Source organism: Aeromonas sp. QDB62 (genome assembly GCF_027705695.1).
GTDB classification, from domain to species: domain Bacteria; phylum Pseudomonadota; class Gammaproteobacteria; order Enterobacterales; family Aeromonadaceae; genus Aeromonas; species Aeromonas allosaccharophila.
The window spans coordinates 58,642-77,496 of sequence record NZ_JAPDCD010000007.1; the positions used below are offsets into that span (position 1 = coordinate 58,642).

General features: G+C 61.7%; 19 protein-coding genes. 11 read left to right on the top strand and 8 right to left on the bottom strand.

The window, feature by feature from the left end; genetic code table 11:
* Nucleotides 1-74: 74 nt before the first annotated feature.
* The 5 genes from htpX to bioB all read right to left on the bottom strand — a co-directional run bounded on the left by htpX (nt 75) and on the right by bioB (nt 4,888).
* Entirely contained in the window at nt 75-947 is an 873-nt protein-coding gene (gene htpX / locus OKC27_RS05230; RefSeq protein ID WP_005337890.1) for a protease HtpX, read from the bottom strand.
* Between the two features lie 113 nt (nt 948-1,060).
* Nucleotides 1,061-1,738: a dethiobiotin synthase gene (gene bioD / locus OKC27_RS05235; protein ID WP_163128164.1), complete on the bottom strand. Its 678-nt coding sequence runs from the start codon at nt 1,736-1,738 to the stop codon at nt 1,061-1,063.
* Between the two features lie 60 nt (nt 1,739-1,798).
* A complete protein-coding gene (gene bioC / locus OKC27_RS05240) occupies nt 1,799-2,614 on the bottom strand; it encodes a malonyl-ACP O-methyltransferase BioC (protein ID WP_213393645.1) in 816 nt (271 codons plus the stop codon).
* Complete coding sequence (gene bioF, locus OKC27_RS05245) at nt 2,607-3,803, bottom strand: 8-amino-7-oxononanoate synthase (protein WP_213393646.1); 1,197 nt, start codon at nt 3,801-3,803, stop codon at nt 2,607-2,609. The genes bioC and bioF overlap by 8 nt, the downstream gene beginning before the upstream one ends.
* Nucleotides 3,800-4,888: a biotin synthase BioB gene (gene bioB / locus OKC27_RS05250; protein WP_182970741.1), complete on the bottom strand. Its 1,089-nt coding sequence runs from the start codon at nt 4,886-4,888 to the stop codon at nt 3,800-3,802. The genes bioF and bioB overlap by 4 nt, the downstream gene beginning before the upstream one ends.
* A gap of 193 nt (nt 4,889-5,081) precedes the next feature.
* Between bioB and bioA the strand changes: the two genes are divergently transcribed.
* Together bioA and OKC27_RS05260 are read left to right on the top strand one after the other, a co-directional pair.
* Complete coding sequence (gene bioA, locus OKC27_RS05255) at nt 5,082-6,356, top strand: adenosylmethionine--8-amino-7-oxononanoate transaminase (RefSeq protein ID WP_182939270.1); 1,275 nt, start codon at nt 5,082-5,084, stop codon at nt 6,354-6,356.
* Between the two features lie 177 nt (nt 6,357-6,533).
* Nucleotides 6,534-7,346: a HAMP domain-containing protein gene (locus OKC27_RS05260; RefSeq protein WP_182939269.1), complete on the top strand. Its 813-nt coding sequence runs from the start codon at nt 6,534-6,536 to the stop codon at nt 7,344-7,346.
* Nucleotides 7,347-7,355: 9 nt separating this feature from the next.
* On the opposite strand, the gene OKC27_RS05265 is transcribed toward OKC27_RS05260, so the two are convergent.
* Nucleotides 7,356-7,700, bottom strand: coding sequence for a hypothetical protein (locus tag OKC27_RS05265; protein ID WP_182939268.1), 345 nt, complete (start codon nt 7,698-7,700; stop codon nt 7,356-7,358).
* 200 nt (nt 7,701-7,900) lie between these two features.
* On the opposite strand from OKC27_RS05265, the gene asnS reads away from it, so the two are divergent.
* The 4 genes from asnS (at nt 7,901) to OKC27_RS05285 (ending at nt 12,685) form a co-directional block, all read left to right on the top strand.
* Nucleotides 7,901-9,301, top strand: coding sequence for an asparagine--tRNA ligase (gene asnS, locus OKC27_RS05270; protein ID WP_182939267.1), 1,401 nt, complete (start codon nt 7,901-7,903; stop codon nt 9,299-9,301).
* A 110-nt stretch (nt 9,302-9,411) separates the two neighbouring features.
* Nucleotides 9,412-10,164, top strand: a complete 753-nt coding sequence (locus OKC27_RS05275) for a substrate-binding periplasmic protein (protein ID WP_139407501.1) — start codon at nt 9,412-9,414, stop codon at nt 10,162-10,164.
* 377 nt (nt 10,165-10,541) lie between these two features.
* Entirely contained in the window at nt 10,542-11,885 is a 1,344-nt protein-coding gene (locus OKC27_RS05280; protein WP_042062536.1) for an anaerobic C4-dicarboxylate transporter, read from the top strand.
* A gap of 143 nt (nt 11,886-12,028) precedes the next feature.
* Complete coding sequence (locus OKC27_RS05285) at nt 12,029-12,685, top strand: adenine nucleotide alpha hydrolase (protein WP_182970740.1); 657 nt, start codon at nt 12,029-12,031, stop codon at nt 12,683-12,685.
* Between the two features lie 125 nt (nt 12,686-12,810).
* On the opposite strand, the gene OKC27_RS05290 is transcribed toward OKC27_RS05285, so the two are convergent.
* Together OKC27_RS05290 and dcuC are read right to left on the bottom strand one after the other, a co-directional pair.
* Entirely contained in the window at nt 12,811-13,950 is a 1,140-nt protein-coding gene (locus tag OKC27_RS05290; protein WP_182939265.1) for a M20 family metallopeptidase, read from the bottom strand.
* A 134-nt stretch (nt 13,951-14,084) separates the two neighbouring features.
* Nucleotides 14,085-15,461, bottom strand: coding sequence for a C4-dicarboxylate transporter DcuC (dcuC, locus tag OKC27_RS05295; RefSeq protein ID WP_201981268.1), 1,377 nt, complete (start codon nt 15,459-15,461; stop codon nt 14,085-14,087).
* A gap of 285 nt (nt 15,462-15,746) precedes the next feature.
* On the opposite strand from dcuC, the gene OKC27_RS05300 reads away from it, so the two are divergent.
* The 5 genes from OKC27_RS05300 to OKC27_RS05320 all read left to right on the top strand — a co-directional run bounded on the left by OKC27_RS05300 (nt 15,747) and on the right by OKC27_RS05320 (nt 18,697).
* Entirely contained in the window at nt 15,747-16,061 is a 315-nt protein-coding gene (locus tag OKC27_RS05300) for a hypothetical protein (RefSeq protein ID WP_005337929.1), read from the top strand.
* 319 nt (nt 16,062-16,380) lie between these two features.
* The gene (locus OKC27_RS05305; RefSeq protein ID WP_270796868.1) at nt 16,381-16,731 is read left to right on the top strand and encodes an ArsC family reductase; all 351 of its coding nucleotides are present in this window, start codon (nt 16,381-16,383) and stop codon (nt 16,729-16,731) included.
* Between the two features lie 9 nt (nt 16,732-16,740).
* Nucleotides 16,741-17,868, top strand: coding sequence for a succinyl-diaminopimelate desuccinylase (gene dapE / locus OKC27_RS05310; protein WP_270796869.1), 1,128 nt, complete (start codon nt 16,741-16,743; stop codon nt 17,866-17,868).
* Nucleotides 17,865-18,554, top strand: coding sequence for a M15 family metallopeptidase (locus tag OKC27_RS05315; RefSeq protein ID WP_270796870.1), 690 nt, complete (start codon nt 17,865-17,867; stop codon nt 18,552-18,554). The genes dapE and OKC27_RS05315 overlap by 4 nt, the downstream gene beginning before the upstream one ends.
* The gene (locus tag OKC27_RS05320; protein ID WP_270796871.1) at nt 18,551-18,697 is read left to right on the top strand and encodes a hypothetical protein; all 147 of its coding nucleotides are present in this window, start codon (nt 18,551-18,553) and stop codon (nt 18,695-18,697) included. The genes OKC27_RS05315 and OKC27_RS05320 overlap by 4 nt, the downstream gene beginning before the upstream one ends.
* The last annotated feature ends 158 nt before the right edge of the window (nt 18,698-18,855 follow it).

Genomic DNA, 18,855 nt, shown 5'->3' on the forward strand with positions numbered 1-18,855 from the left:
TGCTGCAAAGCAAAACGGCTGCCAAAAGGCAGCCGTTTTTTTATTCAGGGTTATCCCCTGTCATCCAGCATCGATCATCCACGCAGGGCGGCGATGCGCTGCTCGATGGGCGGGTGGCTCATGAACAGCTCGCTCATGGAGCGCTTGCCGTTGATGCCAAAGGCCATCATGGAGCCTTCCAGCTGCGGCTCGGCACCGCGGGAGAGGCGCTCAAGGGCGGCAATCATCTTGTCACGACCGGCCAGCTTGGCGGCACCGGCATCGGCACGGAACTCGCGCTGACGGCTGAACCACATGACGATGATGGAGGCCAGAATACCGAACAGCATCTCCAGCACGAACACGGTGATCATGTAGGCAAAACCGCCGGTGCTGCTGCTCTCTTCCTCGTTGTTGGAGCTGAAGAAGTTGCTGATGACGCCAGCCACGATACGGGCGAAGAACATCACGAAGGTGTTCACCACCCCCTGGATCAGGGTCAGGGTCACCATGTCGCCGTTGGCCACGTGGCTCACTTCGTGGGCCAGCACTGCTTCCGCCTCGTCACGGCTCATGCTGTAGAGCAGACCGGAGGAGACCGCCACCAGCGAATCATCACGGCGGGCACCGGTCGCAAAGGCGTTCATCTCCGGCGAGTCGTAGATCCCCACTTCCGGCATCTTGATACCCGCTTCGCGGGCCTGACGAGCCACAGTGCTCACCAGCCAGTGCTCGGTCTCGTTACGGGGTTGCTCGATGACCTGGACGCCATAGCTGCGCTTGGCCATCCACTTGGACATCAGCAAGGAGATAAAGGAACCCCCAAAACCGAACACGGCACAGAACACCAACAGCCCGGAAATGCTGGACTTGTTGATCCCCAGAACCGAGAACAGGATATTGAGTACCACCCCCAGCACCAGCATGACGGCCAGGTTGGTCACCAGGAATAGCATAATTCGCTTCATATAGACTCCTTGTGAAGATAAAGGACATGACCGGGGACCACTCGGGATCCCCACCTGATCATGTTAATGTCGACATTCTAGGGAGATTCGATGAATGTTCGCTGAATATGCCGTCACAGTAGCGGCGAGATATCGATACGCCCCTGCAAATTGGCTTCAAGCGGATTGTTTATAAACGGAATTTCACCGAGGAAGGGGGCTGGCAGCAAGCCCCTCAGGGTGTCCAGATTTTCCTGATAATGACTCATGGAACCATGGAGCCGATTAATTACCCAGCCCGCCACCGGCAGCTGATCGTTGCGAATGGCGGCAAAGGTGAGCAGCGCATGGTTGAGGCAACCCAGCTTGGCCCCCACCACCATGATCACCGCCATGTTCTCCTGCTTGACCCAGTCTGACAGCAGGTGCTTGCGATCGAGCGGCAGATACCAGCCCCCCGCCCCCTCCACCACCGTGATCTCGGCGCCAGCCTGCTCTATCTTGCGCAGCCCATCGCTCAGCCCCTCCATGGTGATGGGCTGACGCGCCTCGCTGGCGGCGATGTGGGGCGCAATCGGTGGCTCGTAGGCAAACGGATTGACCACCTCGTAGGGCAGCGGCAGGCTCGCTGCCTCCTGCAACAGGACGGCATCGAGGTTGCGCAGCCCGTCCGGAGTGCGGGCACACCCCGCCGAGACCGGCTTGTAGCCTGCGCACTTGATCCCCTGTGCGCTGAATTCACGCAGCAAAGTGCGCGCCACCAGCGTCTTGCCCACATCGGTATCGGTGCCGGTGATAAAGAATGATTTCATACGGTTCTCTCCTTGGCAGGGAGTGGCGCACTGCCCTGCACATACTGCGATTCCCGGCGCTCAGCGAGGCTTGCTGATACGGCCGAGGCACACCCGATAACTGGCGACCAGCCTGCCGTCGGGCTGGCGAAACGCCTCATACGCCTGAGCCAGCTGCTGCAATCTGGCGCGACCGCTCAGACCGGCCGGGGCGGCGCCCCCCTGATTATCGTTAACCTGATTGGCCCCGATCCCCTTGAGATCGCGCAGCAGCTGCGGCAATTCAAGATAGGCGAGATCCCAGGTGATACAACGCAGCTCGGGAGAGGCTACCCCGGCGGCGGCGAGCGCCTGCTCCAATTGTGGCAGGCTGAGGAAGCGATTGACATGGGCGCGACCATCAAGCTGCTGCCAGGCGGCTCGCAACTGCCAGAGCGACTCATCGAGCAGGGTCGAGAAAAAGATCTGGCCACCCGGTTTGACCACCCGCAGCAACTCGCCAAAGGCGTGAGCCGGGCGCTCGCACCACTGCAGCGCCAGACTGGAAAAGACCCAGTCGAACGCATTGTCGGCGAAAGGGAGCAGCTCCGCATCGCCGCAGAGCAGGCGGGCACCGCTGCCACGCAGGGCAGCCTGCGCCAGCATGCCGGGGGCGAGATCCAGCCCCACCAGCTGGTGACAGCGGTTCGCCAGTTGGGGCAAGAAAAAACCGGTGCCGCAGCCCAGATCCAGCCCGCTCACCGTCAGATCAGTGCCAACCGGCCTGTCCGGCATCCATTCCAGCAGCGCCTGACCAACCTCTTGCTGGAAGCGGGCGTGGGCATCGTAATGACGGGCGGCGGCGCCGAAGCGGCGAGCAAGCCGCGCCTTGTCCACCGACTGGAAGCGCTCATCCATGGTGAGCCCCCTCCGAAGTGGCACTGCCTGAGCAGGGGCCGAGGGCATCGAGCAGGCGATCCACATCCTGTTCGCGGTGAGCCGCGCTCAAGGTAATGCGCAGCCGCGCGGTACCGACCGGCACAGTGGGCGGGCGAATGGCGCTCACCCAGACACCGCGATCCCGCAACCGCTCGGCCAGTTGCAGGGCGGCACTGCTCTCCCCCACCAGCAGCGGCTGGATCGGGGTCTCGCTTGCACCCAGCGTCCAGCCGAGCGCATCGGCCCCCTGCCGAAAGCGGGCGATCAGCTGACCAAGATGGGCGCGGGCATCGTCAGCAGCCTGCACCAGTTCGATACTCTTGCTGACCGCGCAAGCCTGCGCGGCGGGCATATGGGTGCTGTAGACATAGTGGCGGGCGAAGTTGACCAGATACTCCACCAGCTCGCGGCTGCCGCCGACAAAGGCCCCGGCGACACCGAGCGCCTTGCCAAAGGTGCCCATCTGGATGTGCACGCTGGCCGGGTTAACTCCCTGCGCCGCCAGGGTGCCACGCCCCTCGGGCCCCAGCACGCCGAGGCCGTGGGCATCGTCGATCATCAGCCAGTTGCCGCTCCGGGCAGCGAGGGTTGCGAGCTCGTGCCAGGGAGCCTGATCCCCGTCCATGCTGAACACCCCTTCCGAAACAATCAGCCCGCGATTCGGCTCAAGCTGCCGCTCAAGGGCCGCCATATCGTTGTGGCCGAAGCGCTTCATCTTGCAGGGCAGCTGGCTGCCCATCTCCTGCAAGGAAGCGTGGTTGAGTTTGTCCTGCCACAGCTGGTGCTCCTTGCCGAGCAGTGCCTTGAGCACCGCCTGATTGGCAGAAAAACCGCAGTTAAACAGCAGCACCGCCTCCACCCCGAGCCACTCGGCCAGCGTCTCTTCCAACTGCTGGTGGGCAGAGCTGTAACCGGTCACCAGCGGCGAGGCGCCGGAGCCCGTGCCATAACGCTCAATCCCCGCGTTAAAGGCGGCCTTGATGGCGGGATGATCCGCCAGCCCCAGATAGTCGTTGGCGGAGAAATTGAGATAATCACGCCCGGCCACCTGTAACCGCCCTGCCACGCTGCCTTGCGTCGCGATGCGGCGACGCAGCAGATTGGCCTGCTCGCGCTCGGCCAGCGCGGCGCCCAATGCAAAGGGGCCTGTGACTGCAGGGCCAGTCATGACCGCACGGCCCCGGCACGGGGGCGGGTGGCGTCATAAAACATCTCGGCAGGCTCGCTCTGGCGGCCCACCTCGGCCAGCAGCTCCTCTTCCTGTACTTGATCCGGCTTCTGGGCCCGCTGGGCAGGGCGAATGCCGAGCCGCTTGAACAGCTGCATATCGCTGTTCTCGTCCGGGTTAGGCGTGGTCAGCAGTTTGCAGCCGTAGAAAATGGAGTTGGCCCCGGCCATAAAGCACATCGCCTGCATCTGCTCGTTCATCTTCTCCCGCCCGGCGGAGAGGCGTACATGGGAGGCGGGCATCATGATCCGTGCCACCGCGATGGTGCGGATAAATTCGAACGGATCGAGGTTCTCTTCGTTCTCCAGCGGCGTCCCCTTCACCTTGACCAGCATGTTGATGGGCACGCTCTCTGGGTGGCGTGGCAGGTTGGCCAGCGCTATCAGCAGGCCCGCCCGATCCTTGGCCTGCTCGCCCATACCGACGATGCCGCCGGAGCAGACCTTCATGCCCGCGCCGCGCACATGCTCCAGCGTATCGAGCCGATCCTGATAGGTGCGGGTGGAGATGATCTCGCCATAAAACTCCGGCGAGGTGTCGAGGTTGTGGTTGTAGTAATCGAGCCCCGCAGCGCCCAGACGCGCCGCCTGATCGGCGGTGAGCATCCCCAGGGTCATGCAGGTCTCCATCCCCAGCCCACGCACCTCTTCAATCATCCGGATGATGTAGGGCATGTCTTTTTCTTTGGGATTGCGCCAGGCGGCCCCCATGCAAAAGCGTGACGAGCCGTTGGCCTTGGCTTCGCGGGCCCGCTCCAGCACCTTTTCCACCTCCATCAGCCGTTCGGCTTCGAGCCCGGTGTGGTAGCGGGCACTCTGGGGGCAATATTTGCAATCTTCCGGGCAGGCACCGGTCTTGATGGAGAGCAATGTGCTCACCTGTACTTCATTCGGGTCGAAATGGGCGCGGTGGACAGTCTGGGCCTGGAACAGCAGATCGTTGAATGGCAGGACAAACAGGGCCTGAACCTCGGCGAGAGTCCAGTCATGACGAAGGGCGTGACCGCCCGCGGTGAGAGCATTCATACATGGCTTCCGGTTGTTATTAGTGGGATCCTGCGCCCGCCATCTTGGGATGGACGGCCACAAAACCCGCCGCCGGGCCTGCGCGCTCAGGGTGATGCGCAGTGCCAAGTGGCTGAAATTGTTGGCTAGTGTAGAGAGCACGCGTAGACTGTCAACACCGACCAGATCAAACCAATTGACAACAGAATAACAAATGACCAATCAAGAATTCGACCTGCACCACATCTGGCACCCCTATACCTCCCTCACTCACCCCCTGCCCTGCTATGAAGTGGCCAGCGCCAAGGGCGTGACCCTCACCCTCAGCGATGGCCGCGAACTGGTGGATGGCATGAGCTCCTGGTGGGCTTGCGTGCACGGCTATCAGGTGCCTGAACTGGACGCTGCCGCCACCGCCCAGCTCGGCAAGATGTCTCACGTGATGTTCGGCGGCCTGACCCACGCTCCGGCGGTCGAGCTCTGTCGCAAACTGGTGGAGATCACCCCGGCGGGTCTGGATCGGGTGTTTCTGGCCGATTCCGGCTCGGTGGCAGTGGAAGTGGCGCTCAAGATGGCCCAGCAGTACTGGCACAGCAAAGGAACGCCCAGAGCCAAGTTCCTCACCCTGCGCAGCGGCTATCACGGCGATACCTTTGGCGCCATGAGCGTCTGCGATCCGGAGGGCGGGATGCATGAGCTCTACCAGGGATTCCTGCCAGAGCACTACTTCGCCCCGGCCCCCAGCTGCCGCTTCCACGCCGAGTGGGACGAGCAGTGCGTGGTGGAGCTGGCAACGCTGGTAGCCGATCATCACGAAGAGATCGCCGCCATCGTGCTCGAGCCCATAGTGCAGGGGGCTGGCGGCATGCGCTTCTATCACCCCCGCTACCTGCAGTGGGTGCGCGCCCTGTGCGACGAGTTCGGTGTGCTGCTGATTGCCGACGAGATTGCCACCGGCTTTGGCCGCACCGGCCAGCTGTTTGCCTGCGACTGGGCGGGGATCAGCCCCGACATCATGTGTCTGGGCAAGGCGCTTACCGGCGGCTATCTCACCCTCTCGGCGACCCTGACCACCGAGCATGTCGCCCGCACCATCTGCGACGGCAAGGCGGGGGTCTTTATGCACGGCCCTACTTTTATGGGTAATCCGCTTGCCTGCGCGGTGGCCAACGCTTCCATCGATCTGCTGCTGGCCTCGCCGTGGCAGGAGCGGGTGCGCGCCATCGAACATCAACTGCGTACCGAGCTGGTGCAGCTGACCCTGCACCCGGCGGTCGCCGACGTGCGGGTACTCGGCGCCATCGGGGTGGTGGAGATGAAAGAGCGGGTGGATGTGGCGCGCATCCAGCGCAAGTTTGTCGAACTGGGCGCCTGGATCCGCCCGTTTGGCAAGCTGATCTACCTGATGCCTCCCTTCGTCATCACCCCGGAAGAACTGCGTGTATTGACCGGCGCCATCAGTCAGGCCATCGCCGAGGGCGAGTTTTAAGGCACGGGACGGGCGGCCATCTCGGGCCGCCCGTTTGACTGCCCGCATTTGATATATAAAGAGGGCAACTTTATCCCCGTCACTGCGGTTTCACTTGCCGTAATGTGAGCAAAACACCAGACCTGAGGCGCCAAGAGGGGTAAACTGCTGCGGTTTTACCATCAAGAAAGACTGCCCATGCGCCTCTCCATTGCTGCCAAAATCAACTTTTTCCTGCTCTTCATCTTCTCCATGGTACTGGTCTTCTCCGCCGCCTATCAGGCGGTGCGCGAGCGCGATCTCATCCTGACCCTCATCAAGGAGCAGAGCCGCGAGCAGACCGAAGCCTACTTCGACGGCCTCAACATGCTGATGCTGACCGGCAAGATGGATGCCCGCGATACCCTGCGCGGCAAGTTTCTCGATCATGCCCATGTTGAGGATGCCCGCATCGTCCGTGGCGAGGCGGTGAGCAAACTGTACGGGCCGGGCCGGGAGAGCGAACAGAGCAAGGATGAATATGATCAGCTGGCACTGGCCGGTAAAGGGAGTCTGGAAGTCGTTCACGACGGCATGCACAGCCGTCTGGTGGTGACCCGACCGCTGTTGGCCAAGAAGGACTTTCGCGGCACCGACTGCACCAGCTGCCATCTGGTGCCGGAGAATACCGTGCTCGGCGCGGTGCGCTTTGACTACTCCCTCGACTCGCTGTTTACCCGGGTCGAACAGAACATCCTCACCTCGGCGCTCATTCTCACCGGCATCTTCGGGCTGGGGCTGCTGCTGACCCTCTGGGTCATCCGCACCTGGATCGTGCGCCCTCTCAACCAGTTGACCCGTTCCATGGAAGAGGCGACCGATTTGCACGACTTCGGCCACCGGCTGGAGGGAGATGACGGCGACGAGATTGGCCGGGTGGCTGTGGCCTACAACCAGATGCTCGACAGCGTGGAGCGCCAGCTCGGCAAGCGCCCCAAGGCCAGCAGGCAGGAGCCGGATCAGCCCCGTTGAGGCGGGCGATTAACCGACGTAATAGAAGAGCAATCCGGCGATCAGCACCAGCAACAGGATCGCCAGATTGACATGCAGGGCATCATCCCGACGGCGGCTGCGGTTGCGCTCCAGCAGCAACACCGCCAGCGTCAGGGCGCAGCAGCCCCAGAGTCCGTGTACCAGCCAGGGGGTCAGCGCCGGATCCCAATAGTCGCGCACCTTGATCCCGCCATAGACCAGAAAACCGTAGGCAATCTCCGGGCGGGCATAGTGATAGAGCGAGAGCAGCACGATAAAGCCGCCCCAGCAGAGCAGCACCAGCACCCGCAACACCCGTGTCAGCCAATCTGGCCCCTGCCGCCGCTCTTTCACCCACCTCTCCTGCGCCCGTGACACTCTTGTTGAGTGAACCATGCCGAAAACCCCACCAGAGTCCGACATTTTTGCTTGTTTATCAAACCCGCGCGGGTAAGATTGTCGGCTTAGTCTGCCATGGTGGGCCATCTGTGCCCGGGCCAGACTCCCTAGTGTTGCAAATAGCGCTGCAAGAACAAGCTGGAGACAATATTTCGATGACGCACGCATCCGTAGTAGATGTGCTGGCCGGTAAGTATCCGGTCGGCACCACCCAAACTGTAAAAGGGTGGATCCGGACTCGCCGTGATTCCAAGGCGGGGATCTCATTTTTGGCCGTATCCGATGGCTCCTGTTTCCATCCGGTACAGGCGGTTGTCCCCAATACCCTGGCCAATTACGAGAATGAAGTGCTGCGTCTGACCACTGCCTGCTCCGTGGAAGTGACCGGCGTGGTTGCCGCCTCTCAGGGCAGCGGCCAGGCCTTCGAACTGCAGGCGACCGAGGTGAAGGTGATCGGCTGGGTCGAAGATCCGGACACCTACCCGATGGCCGCCAAGCGCCACAGCATCGAATACCTGCGTGAACAGGCCCACCTGCGCCCGCGCACCAACATCGTTGGCGCCGTGACCCGCGTTCGTCACTGCCTGGCGCAAGCCATTCACCGTTTCTTCCACGAAGAGGGTTTCCTCTGGGTTGCGACCCCGCTCATCACCGCCTCTGACACCGAAGGTGCCGGCGAGATGTTCCGCGTCTCCACCCTGGACATGGAAAACCTGCCGCGCACCGACGCCGGCAAGGTGGACTACAACGAAGATTTCTTTGGCAAAGAGGCTTTCCTGACCGTATCCGGCCAGCTGAACGCCGAAACCTATGCCTGCGCCCTCTCCAAGGTCTACACCTTCGGCCCGACCTTCCGCGCTGAAAACTCCAACACCAGCCGTCACCTGGCCGAGTTCTGGATGGTTGAGCCGGAAGTGGCCTTCAACGATCTGGCCGCCAACGCCGCACTGGCCGAAGCCATGCTGAAGTACGTCTTCAACGCCGTGCTGACCGAGCGTCGCGACGATCTGGAGTTCTTCGCCCAGCACGTGGACAAGGATGCCATCGACCGTCTGGAGCGTTTCGTCTCTTCCGACTTCGCCCAGATCGACTACACCGATGCCATCGAAGTGCTGCAAAACTGCGGCAAAAAGTTCGAGTTCCCGGTCTCCTGGGGTATCGACCTCTCCTCCGAGCACGAGCGCTATCTGGCCGAGGAGCACTTCAAGTCTCCGGTGGTGGTGAAGAACTACCCGAAAGATATCAAGGCCTTCTATATGCGCCTCAACGACGACGGCAAGACCGTTGCCGCGATGGATGTACTGGCACCGGGTATCGGCGAGATCATCGGTGGTTCCCAGCGTGAAGAGCGTCTGGACGTGCTGGATGCCCGTCTGGCCGAGATGGGCCTGAACAAGGAAGATTACTGGTGGTATCGCGACCTGCGTCGCTACGGTACCGTGCCGCACTCCGGCTTCGGTCTGGGCTTCGAGCGTCTGGTGGTCTATGTGACCGGCATGGGCAACGTTCGCGACGTGATCCCGTTCCCGCGTACTCCGCGTACTGCCGAGTTCTGATCAGCGGTATCTTGCCACTGCATTGCAAAAGCCGACCTGTGGGTCGGCTTTTTTATTGTCACCGTTATGGGTGATACTCAGGATCAAACGGCACAAGGAACTCGTCGCCTATGGGATATCGCCTGCTGTTCTCGCTATTGCTGTTCTGCATGCCTGTTCCACTGTGGGCCAAGCCCGTTCGTCTGGCCACTCTGGAGTGGCCCCCCTACACCAGCCAGAGTCTGCCCGATGGCGGCCTCACCGGTCACATCGTCAAGCGTGCCTTTGCCGAGGCGGGACTGGAAGTGGAGTTCGACTTCTACCCCTGGCAACGGGCGGTACGGCTGGCCGCCGATCCGGCCGAGCCCTATAGCGGCTATTTTCCCGAGTACCTCTCCGACACCCTGCCCACCCTGTGGCGCAGCTCCCCCAGCGTGGGCGACAGTGTGCTGGGCATGGCGCAGCGTGCCGGGGCGCCCATCCTCTGGCAGCAGCTCGAGGATCTCGCCCCCTACCGGATCGGCGTGGTGGAGGGGTACGTCAATACCCGAGAGTTCGATACCCTGATGGTGAACAAGCGCCTTAATACGTTTGCCGTCGATGAAGATCTGCTCAATCTGCGCAAACTGCAGCGCAACCGGCTCGATCTGGCAGTGATCGACCGGGATGTCTTTCACTGGCTGATCAATCACGACCGCCAGCTGCAAGTGGCCGGATTGCAGTTTCACCCGCGGATCCTCGAGCACAAGAGCCTGCACATCATGTTTCACCCCGACCAGCAGGCACTGCAACAACGGGTGGCTCAGGCTATTGCAAGACTCGATATTGTGCAGCTGAGCGAGGATTATCAACGCCGCTATCTGCAGTCACCGCCCGCCCCCTGACAATCAGACTCGTAGAACCCCCAACTTGGCGGGAATTATCATCCGAACCCGCGCTTTTAGCACCTATTCTCCGGTGATCCAGACCTTTTCTGACGCCTCCCTTGCAGCCTTTTTCCCCGTCATGACGCCCTCTGTAGCGACCTGTCGGGTGAGTCCAGAGTGATACCATACCCTTGAAGAAGTGATGCTTTTATCAGCACGTGGTTTTTAAGTGGTTTAATCTAAAATTCATCGAGTTATTGAAGTAACTCAATTTTTTCACTTTTGCAGGGGAGCAGAATAGCAACTAACCCTTTTGGGCTAAATAAAACAGACAACGACAATTCATGGTTCAGGCTCCCCGCGGCAATATGGGTTGAATCACACGAGGTAACGGAATGATCTTGATGGAATTTTTAGTGGTACTCGGCTGCTTGCTGCTGGGTACCCGCTTTGGGGGCATGGGACTCGGTCTCATCAGTGGTATCGGTCTCTTCCTGCTGACCTTCGTCTTCGGCCTGGTGCCGGGCGAACCGCCGGTGCAGGTGATGCTGACCATTCTGGCGGTGATCGGCTGTGCCGCCACCCTGCAGACTGCCGGTGGCCTCAACCTGATGATGCAAGTGGCCGAGCGTCTGCTGCGCCGTCACCCGCAATACATCACTATCCTGGCGCCGCTGACGACCTGGACCCTCACCTTCCTGTGCGGTACCGGCCACGTGGTCTACACCATGTTCCCCATCATCGCTGACATCGCGCTGCAGAAGAACATCCGTCCCGAGCGTCCGATGGCCGTGGCATCCGTTGCCTCCCAGATGGCGATCTGTGCCTCCCCGGTCTCCGTTGCCGTGGTCTCCATGGTCTCCATTCTGGCTGCCGGTCACGGCATCGGTCAGGCTTACGGCCTGCTCGACATCCTGATGGTCGCCATCCCCTCCTCCCTGACCGGTGTGGTCATGGCGGCCCTGTGGAGCCTGCGTCGCGGCAAGGATCTGGACAAGGACGAAGAGTTCCAGGCCAAGATCAAGGATCCGGAGCAACGCGCCTTCATCTACGGCGGCGGTGAAACCCTGCTCAACACCAAGTTCCCGAAAGAGGCCTACTGGTCTACCTGGATCTTCTTCGCCGCCATCGCCGCCGTGGTATTGCTCGGTGCCAACGAAGGTCTGCGTCCGGTGTTCACCATCAAGGACAAGACCGGCCCGCTCTCCATGAACCTGGTGATCCAGATGATGATGCTGATCGCCGGTGCCATCATCCTGATGCGCTGCAAGGTCAAGCCGGGTGATATCTCCAACGGTGCCGTCTTCAAGGCCGGCATGGTCGCCATCTTCTCCGTGTTCGGGGTTGCATGGATGAGTGAGACCTTCTTCCAGGCCCACATGCCGCTGCTCAAAGAGACCCTGGCCCACGTGGTACAGGCCCAGCCCTGGACCTACGCCCTGGTGCTGTTCCTCATCTCCAAGCTGGTGAACAGCCAGGCCGCCGCCCTGACCGCCATCGCCCCCATGGGTCTGGCACTGGGCGTTGAGCCGAAACTGCTGATCGCCTTCCTGCCAGCGAGCTACGGCTACTTCGTGCTGCCGACCTACCCGAGCGATCTGGCCTGTATCGGTTTCGACCGCTCCGGCACCACCCGCATCGGCAAGTTCATCATCAACCACAGCTTCATCATTCCGGGGCTGATCGGGGTGAGCAGCGCCAGTGCCGTGGGTTATCTGCTGACCACCATTTTGCTGTAATCGCAGCGCCGTTTATCACGTCACCGCTCAACGGGCCCCATCGCGGGCCCGTTGCTTTTTTGCGCTCCGATTGACCCATCCGCTTTACCTGCGCCCCCGCCGCTGGGTAGCATGCCCCCTCGTTCACCACCGGAATCTCCCCCATGTCTCGCGTCATCCTGCTCTGGAGCGGTGGCAAAGATGCCATGCTGGCCCTCTGTCATGCCCGCGCTGCGGGCCATCAGGTGGTGGCACTGGCCACCTTTGCCCCGCCAGAGCCCCGATTTCTCGCTCACCCCTTGCCGCTGGTGCGCCGTCAGGCGGCGGCCCTCGGGCTGCCCCATCTGCTGGTCACCATAGAAGCGCCGTTCGAGCAGAGTTATGAGACGGCGCTGAGCCGCTTGCAGCAGGAGTGGGTTCTGGATGGGGTGGTGACCGGCGATATCGACAGCGTGGGGGGCGCACCAAACTGGATCCGTGAACGCTGCCGCCCGCTCGGGCTCACCGTCCATACCCCGCTCTGGCAGCAATCTCGCCAAGCCTTGCTGGCGGATATGATGGCCCGCGGCATCGTCGCCCACCTCTCCTGCGTCGATACCCGGGTGCTGGCCCCCGAGTGGGCCGGGCGAATCCTAGATGCGGCCACCCTCAGCGATCTGCAGCAACTGGCCGAGCGTGAAGGATTCGATGCCTGCGGCGAGCAGGGGGAGTACCACACCATGGTGACTGACGGCCCGGGTTTTGCCGCCCCGCTGCACCTCGATGGCTGGCAGGTGGCGCGGCAGGATCATCTGGCCTATCTGGCCGAGCCACAGGGGTAACGGCGCCAAGCCCATCTGGCCCGCTCGCTCAGCGCGCGCAAAATCGAGATAAAAAAACGGGAGGCAACAGCCTCCCGTTTTGATCCTTCAGGGCCTTTGATGACCCGAACAAGGGATAAACCGGCTTATTTCGCCAGCTTGCCCAGCACCCGCTGCAACAGACGGATGCGCGGTTCGATGCTGTCGAGCAGCAGGAACTCTGCCTCCGAGTGGAAGCCGCCGCCCATGGGGCCGAAGCCATCCAGCGACGGTACGCCCGCGGCGGCGGTGAAGTTGGCATCCGAGCCGCCACCGGCCTCCAGCCAGTTGAAAGGGATCCCCTCCTCCTTGGCCGCCGCCGCCACCAGCGTCATCAGCGCCTCGGTATCGCCACTCGGGCGCATCGCTGGCTTGAAGGTCTGGCGATCCACCTCGACCCGACAGCCCGCAAGGAAGGGGTTGTTGGCCATAAAGGTGAGCCGGTCGTGCACCGCAGCGGCCTCTTCGTTGCTCCAGAAGCGCAGATCAACGATCGCCTCGGCAAAGTCCGGCACCACGTTGACGCCGGTGCCACCCTGTACCACGCCGACGTTCATGGTGGTGCCCGTGGTCATATTGACCTGCTCGTTGATGGCCAGCACCCAGTGCGCCAGCTCGGTAATGGCAGAGACCCCTTCGGTCAGCGCCGAACCGGCGTGGGACGCCTTGCCGTGGAAGGTGATGCGGTACTTGGCATTACCCTTGCGAGCGCTGATGAGATCCCCGTTGGGGCGCGCCGCTTCAGCCACCAGCACGCAGCCGCTCTGTTTGGCTCGCTCGACCAGCCAATTCTTCGACCAGGGGGAGCCAATCTCTTCGTCGCAGTTGTAGCAGACCAGCACCTTGAGCCTGGCCAGCTGGGCCGGATCCATCTCTTTAAGGGCATACCAGATGGAAAGCAGGCCGCTCTTCATGTCCGACACGCCGGGGCCAAAGGCTTGATTGCCTTCGATTTTCAGCGGGCGTTTGGCCGCCGTCCCCTCGGGGAAGACGGTATCCATGTGCCCGCACAGCATCACGTCGTAGTGATCGGCGCCCGGCGCATTGGTGATCTCGAGGCAGGGGCCGCACTCGGCGGCAAACTGATGGCGAGTCACCTGCCAGCCGATAGCCTCATATTTCTCGGTCATGATGTCGGCCACCCGAGCCACCCCGGCCGGGGTGCGGGTGCCGCAATCGAGATTGATCAGCGGGGCCAGATCGGCCAGATAGCTATCGAGGGAAAACGGGCTCTTTACAACTGTCATTATCTTCTCCATGCAACAATCAGCGTTGATGGCCGATCGTCAATTGCAACTATGCGACACAGTGAGAAAAAGGCGGGCAGCCATGCCACCCGCCCGACCGCTAAATTCCAAACACCACTACATAACTCATATCACTACATGAACAGCAGATAGTTGAGGGTCAACGCCGTCACCAGTGCCCCCGCCATCGGCACGCTGGTGCGCTTGACCACGGTAAAGGGCGATACCTTGGCAATCCCCGCACAGGCGATCAGCACCGCCGCGATGGGGGAGATGGTGCGGCCAATGCTGGAGGCCAGCTGCATCGGCAGCAGCATGGTCACCGCAGGCACGCCAAACTTGGCCGCTACCGCCGGTGCCAAGGTCGAGAAGCTGAGGAACGCCGCGTTGCCGGAGCCCATGATGACCGCTGCCACCATGATCAGCGCCACCATCACCAGCGTCATCAGACCGCTGCCGATCCCGGCATTGCTGGCTGAGTGCAGCAGGGTATCGATGGCACCGATGGCCTTGAGGGATTCGGCAAACAGCTCGGCACAGACGATCAGTGCCACTACAGGGCCAAACACCTTGCCCATCCCGTCGAGGAAGCTGGAGAGCCCCGCCATGGCTGTGCGCACCGAGCGGCTACGCAGCAGCTCGCACAGCATGCCGATAAAGACCGACAGCAGCATGGCCACCTCCACGCTCATCTTGATGTCGCTCACCAGCAACTTGGAGAAGGTCATCATCAGCACGAAGGGGATGATCGGCAGCAGGGCATACCAGGTGGGCGCCTGCACGCTCTCGGCGCCCTGCTCGTCCAGCTCGGCGTGATCGCCGCGATGCTGGGCCGGATCCCAGCCATCCTTGCGGTCACAGTGCCGCTGCCAGAAGAAGTGCAACACCATGGTCACCAGCAGCATGGGGGCTACCAGCCAGATCTGGTAGTCAACGAAATAGCTGGTCGGATCCATGCCGGACTGGCCGGCGGAGAAGATGGCGTTGGTCTGGGTCGGGCCAATCTCGAACGCCTGGGAGGTGGCGATGACACCACAGGCGGAGGCCGGACTGATGCCGAGGTTGCGCATCACCGGATACATGGTGACCATCAACAGCAGGCCAAGGCCGGTGGCGGAGGTGACGAACAGGGAGACGAATACCGCCACCAGATAACAGATGGAGAGCATCAGGTAGCTGGACTGGATGCCCGCCACCGGTTTGACCGCCACCCGCACCAGCGCCTGAGAGGCCCCGATATGGGACATGTAGGTGGCAAAGCCCGCGACTGCCATGATGGTGAGGCCCAGCCCCGCCGCGCGGTAGGAGAAGATCCCCTTGAACACTTCGAACAGGTCGAACAGGGCGAAGCCGGTGCTCTTGTCAGCGGGGAGAATGGGGTGCAGCCCCAGCCAGTAGGCCACCGCAAAAATGGCCATGCCCGCCAGCGCCAGCACCGCCTGCGGGTTGTAATCCTTGATAATGCCGTAGACCACGGCAACCAGTACGAGCAAGACGAATAGCAGTTCCAATATTCACTCCTGATAAATTTATCGAAGAGCGAAATCTAGTGTTCTGACCACAGTTTGCCTTTGATCCCTATCAAGAAAGGTGCCGTCATCGGGATTCATCAGCATAATATGTCGGTCATGTAACAAATTTTCGTTATTTCAACTACTGGAAAACCTTTGTCCGCCCTTATCGGGGAATTGTGTGACGCGACTCCCCTCTTTTTTGCGTTGGATCAACATATGACGGCGCCGAACTGGCGAAGATGCGCTTCGACATATAGCGACCATTTCGCGCCGGAGAGAGTTATGACAAGCCAAGCCACCGCAGGTGCCTCGACCTGCGACTACAAGCTGTGGGACATCCTCGTCGAGTCTGCAAAGGAACGCACTACCATTCGTTACTCCAAACTGGCCAAGCAGGCCGGGCTGGAGCAGTGCCAGGATGAACTGCGCACCCTGCTGCAACGCATCCGCATGTACTGCACCGAAAACAACCTGCCGATCCTCTCCGCCATCGTGGTGGACGACGTGGGCAAATACACTGGCCTCTCTTCCAGCCTGCCTGATGCCCCCTGGGAACGGGCCCGGGTCTTTGATCATGAATGGACCACCCTGCACTGATTGACGTGCTTGAAGATGCCGACCAAAACGCGCCCGCTGGCGCGTTTTGGCTATCTGGCGTTTGCCCCCTTCTCTTTTTCTCTCGCAATAACCGCTTTTCTCCCAGAATAACCGCCCCCATCGGGCACTCCCGCCACAGTGATCCTGACCTGAGCTCGAAAGCACCGTTCAGGTGCGACCAGTCACGAGAATCCCCTCACTCCAGACCATCAGCGTTGCCATGAGATCGCCACAATGCCAGAATCAGGCCCTTGCACTGTTTTCATTCGGATTTTCGGGCCCTTGCCCACGGCATGCGCCCACAAGAGAAGGACTCCCCATGGCCACCACCCTCTATGGCATCAAGAACTGCGACACCATCAAGAAAGCCCGCAAGTGGCTGGATGAGGCCGGTATCGACTACCGCTTTCACGACCACCGCGCCGATGGTCTGAACCCGGACGATCTGGACTGCTGGCTGGCACAACTCGGCTGGGAAGCCCTGCTCAACAGCCGCGGCACCACCTTCCGCGCCCTGCCGGATGAGGCCAAACAGGGGCTCGACACCGCCAAGGCGCGCGCCCTACTGCTGGAGCACCCGGCCATGATCAAGCGCCCGCTGCTGGACCTTGACGGCGAACTGACCCTGGGCTTCAAGGCTGATCACTACCAATCCCTCTTCTCCCGTTAAGGACAACTGATGTCGGATGTCATCGCACTGGCCAAGGATCTGATCCGCCGCCCCTCCGTTACCCCCCTTGATGAAGGGTGCCAGACCCTGATGGCGGAGCGCCTCGCCAAGCTAGGGTTCGTTATCGAGCCCATGGTGTTTGAAGACACCACCAACCTCTGGGCCCGCCGTGGCAGCGAAGGACCGCTGTTCTGCTTCGCCGGGCACACCGACGTGGTGCCCGCCGGGCCGCTGGACAAATGGCACACCCCGCCGTTCGAGCCGACCATCAAGGATGGCGTGCTCTACGGGCGCGGCGCCGCCGACATGAAGGGCTCGCTGGCTTCCATGGTGGTGGCAGTCGAGCGCTTCGTGGCCGAGCATCCGGATCACGCAGGGTCCATCGCCTTTCTCATCACCTCCGATGAAGAGGGGCCCTTTATCAATGGCACCACCCGGGTGATCGACACCCTGGAGGCCCGTAACGAGAAGATCCGCTGGTGCATCGTCGGTGAGCCCTCCTCCACCGCCGTGGTCGGCGATGTGGTGAAGAACGGCCGCCGCGGCTCCATCACCGGTGATCTGCTGGTACGCGGGGTGCAGGGCCACGTTGCCTATCCCCATCTGGCGGACAACCCCATTCACAAGGCCGCGCCGGCGCTGGCAGAGCTCGCCGCCACCGTGTGGGATGAGGGCAACGCCTACTTCCCCCCCACCAGCTTCCAGATCGCCAACATCTCGGCCGGCACCGGCGCCTCCAACGTCATTCCGGGCGAGCTGCAGGTGCAGTTCAACTTCCGCTTTAGCACCGAACTGACCGACATGGATATCCGCGAGCGGGTCGAAGCGCTGCTGGATAAACATGGCCTCGATTATCAGCTGAGCTGGACCCTCTCCGGCCAGCCCTTCCTCACCGACACCGGCGCGCTGCTCGATGCGGCTGTGGCGGCCATCGAGGCGGTCAATGGCCAGCAGCCAGCCCTGCTCACCACCGGCGGCACCTCCGACGGGCGCTTTATCGCCCCCACTGGCGCCGAGGTGATTGAGCTTGGCCCCGTCAACGCCACCATTCACAAGGTGAACGAGTGCGTGAAGGCGGACGATCTGGATCTGCTGGCCGACATGTACCAAGGGGTGCTCGAGAGATTGCTGGCATGACGCAGGAACAACTAATGGGGCTCGAAGAGAGCCATCTTATTGTGGTGGGGCGCGGCCCCCATCGTCTGACCGCCGCCACCGCGGCGGCCTTCAACGACATGCAGGTGGCGGCCGCCTATGAGGGGTTCAACCTGCAGGCGGCCTCCAGCTGGCGCAGCTTCGAGCGCCAGCTCGCCATCTGGAATGGCAAGTGGCGCGGCGAACGGCCACTGCTCGATGCCAACAGCGAGCCCATCGATGCCCTGCAACTCTGCGAGACAGAGCGGCTGCACGCCATCTTGCGCTGGAGCGCCCTGCCCGGCACCAGCCGTCACCACTGGGGTACCGATCTCGATATCTACGACCCGGACTGCCTGCCCGCCGACACCAAACTGGCGCTGGAGCCCTGGGAGTATGAAGCCGGGGGCTGGTTTGCAGATCTCAGCGAGTGGCTCAGCGACCATATGAGCGACTTCGGCTTCTTCCTCCCTTATGCCAAACCGGTCGGGGCGGGAAGCGGGGTCGCCTACGAGCCCTGGCATATCAGCTTCTCGCTGGAGTCCGACGAGCAACGGCTCGATCCCACGGCACTGGCGCTTTGCCTGCAACAGGCGGATATTGAAGGCAAGTCGACCATACTGGCCAACCTTGATGACATTTTGGCCCGTTATGTCATCACCTGTCCTGATGAAAGGAAAATCCCATGACTCTCTGGCTGTGGATAGGGTTGCCGCTGCTGTTCCTGCTCGGGCTGTTTCTCAATGCCATCAAAGACATGAAACGGCTGGAGAAGCAGTTGCCCAACTACAAGGACAAGATCCGCGAAGTGAAGGATGACGAGGACGACTGAATCCCGCCTCATCCCGTGGGGAGCGCCCTTGTGCTCCCCTGCCCCACTCCTGCCCGACCTCACTGGCCCCCCATTACACCCCGTCTTCTCACCCTGAAATCAACGCTCCTTTGGCTCCGCTTTCGTTCACCTTGTCGCGGTCATCATATGGCGCAGGC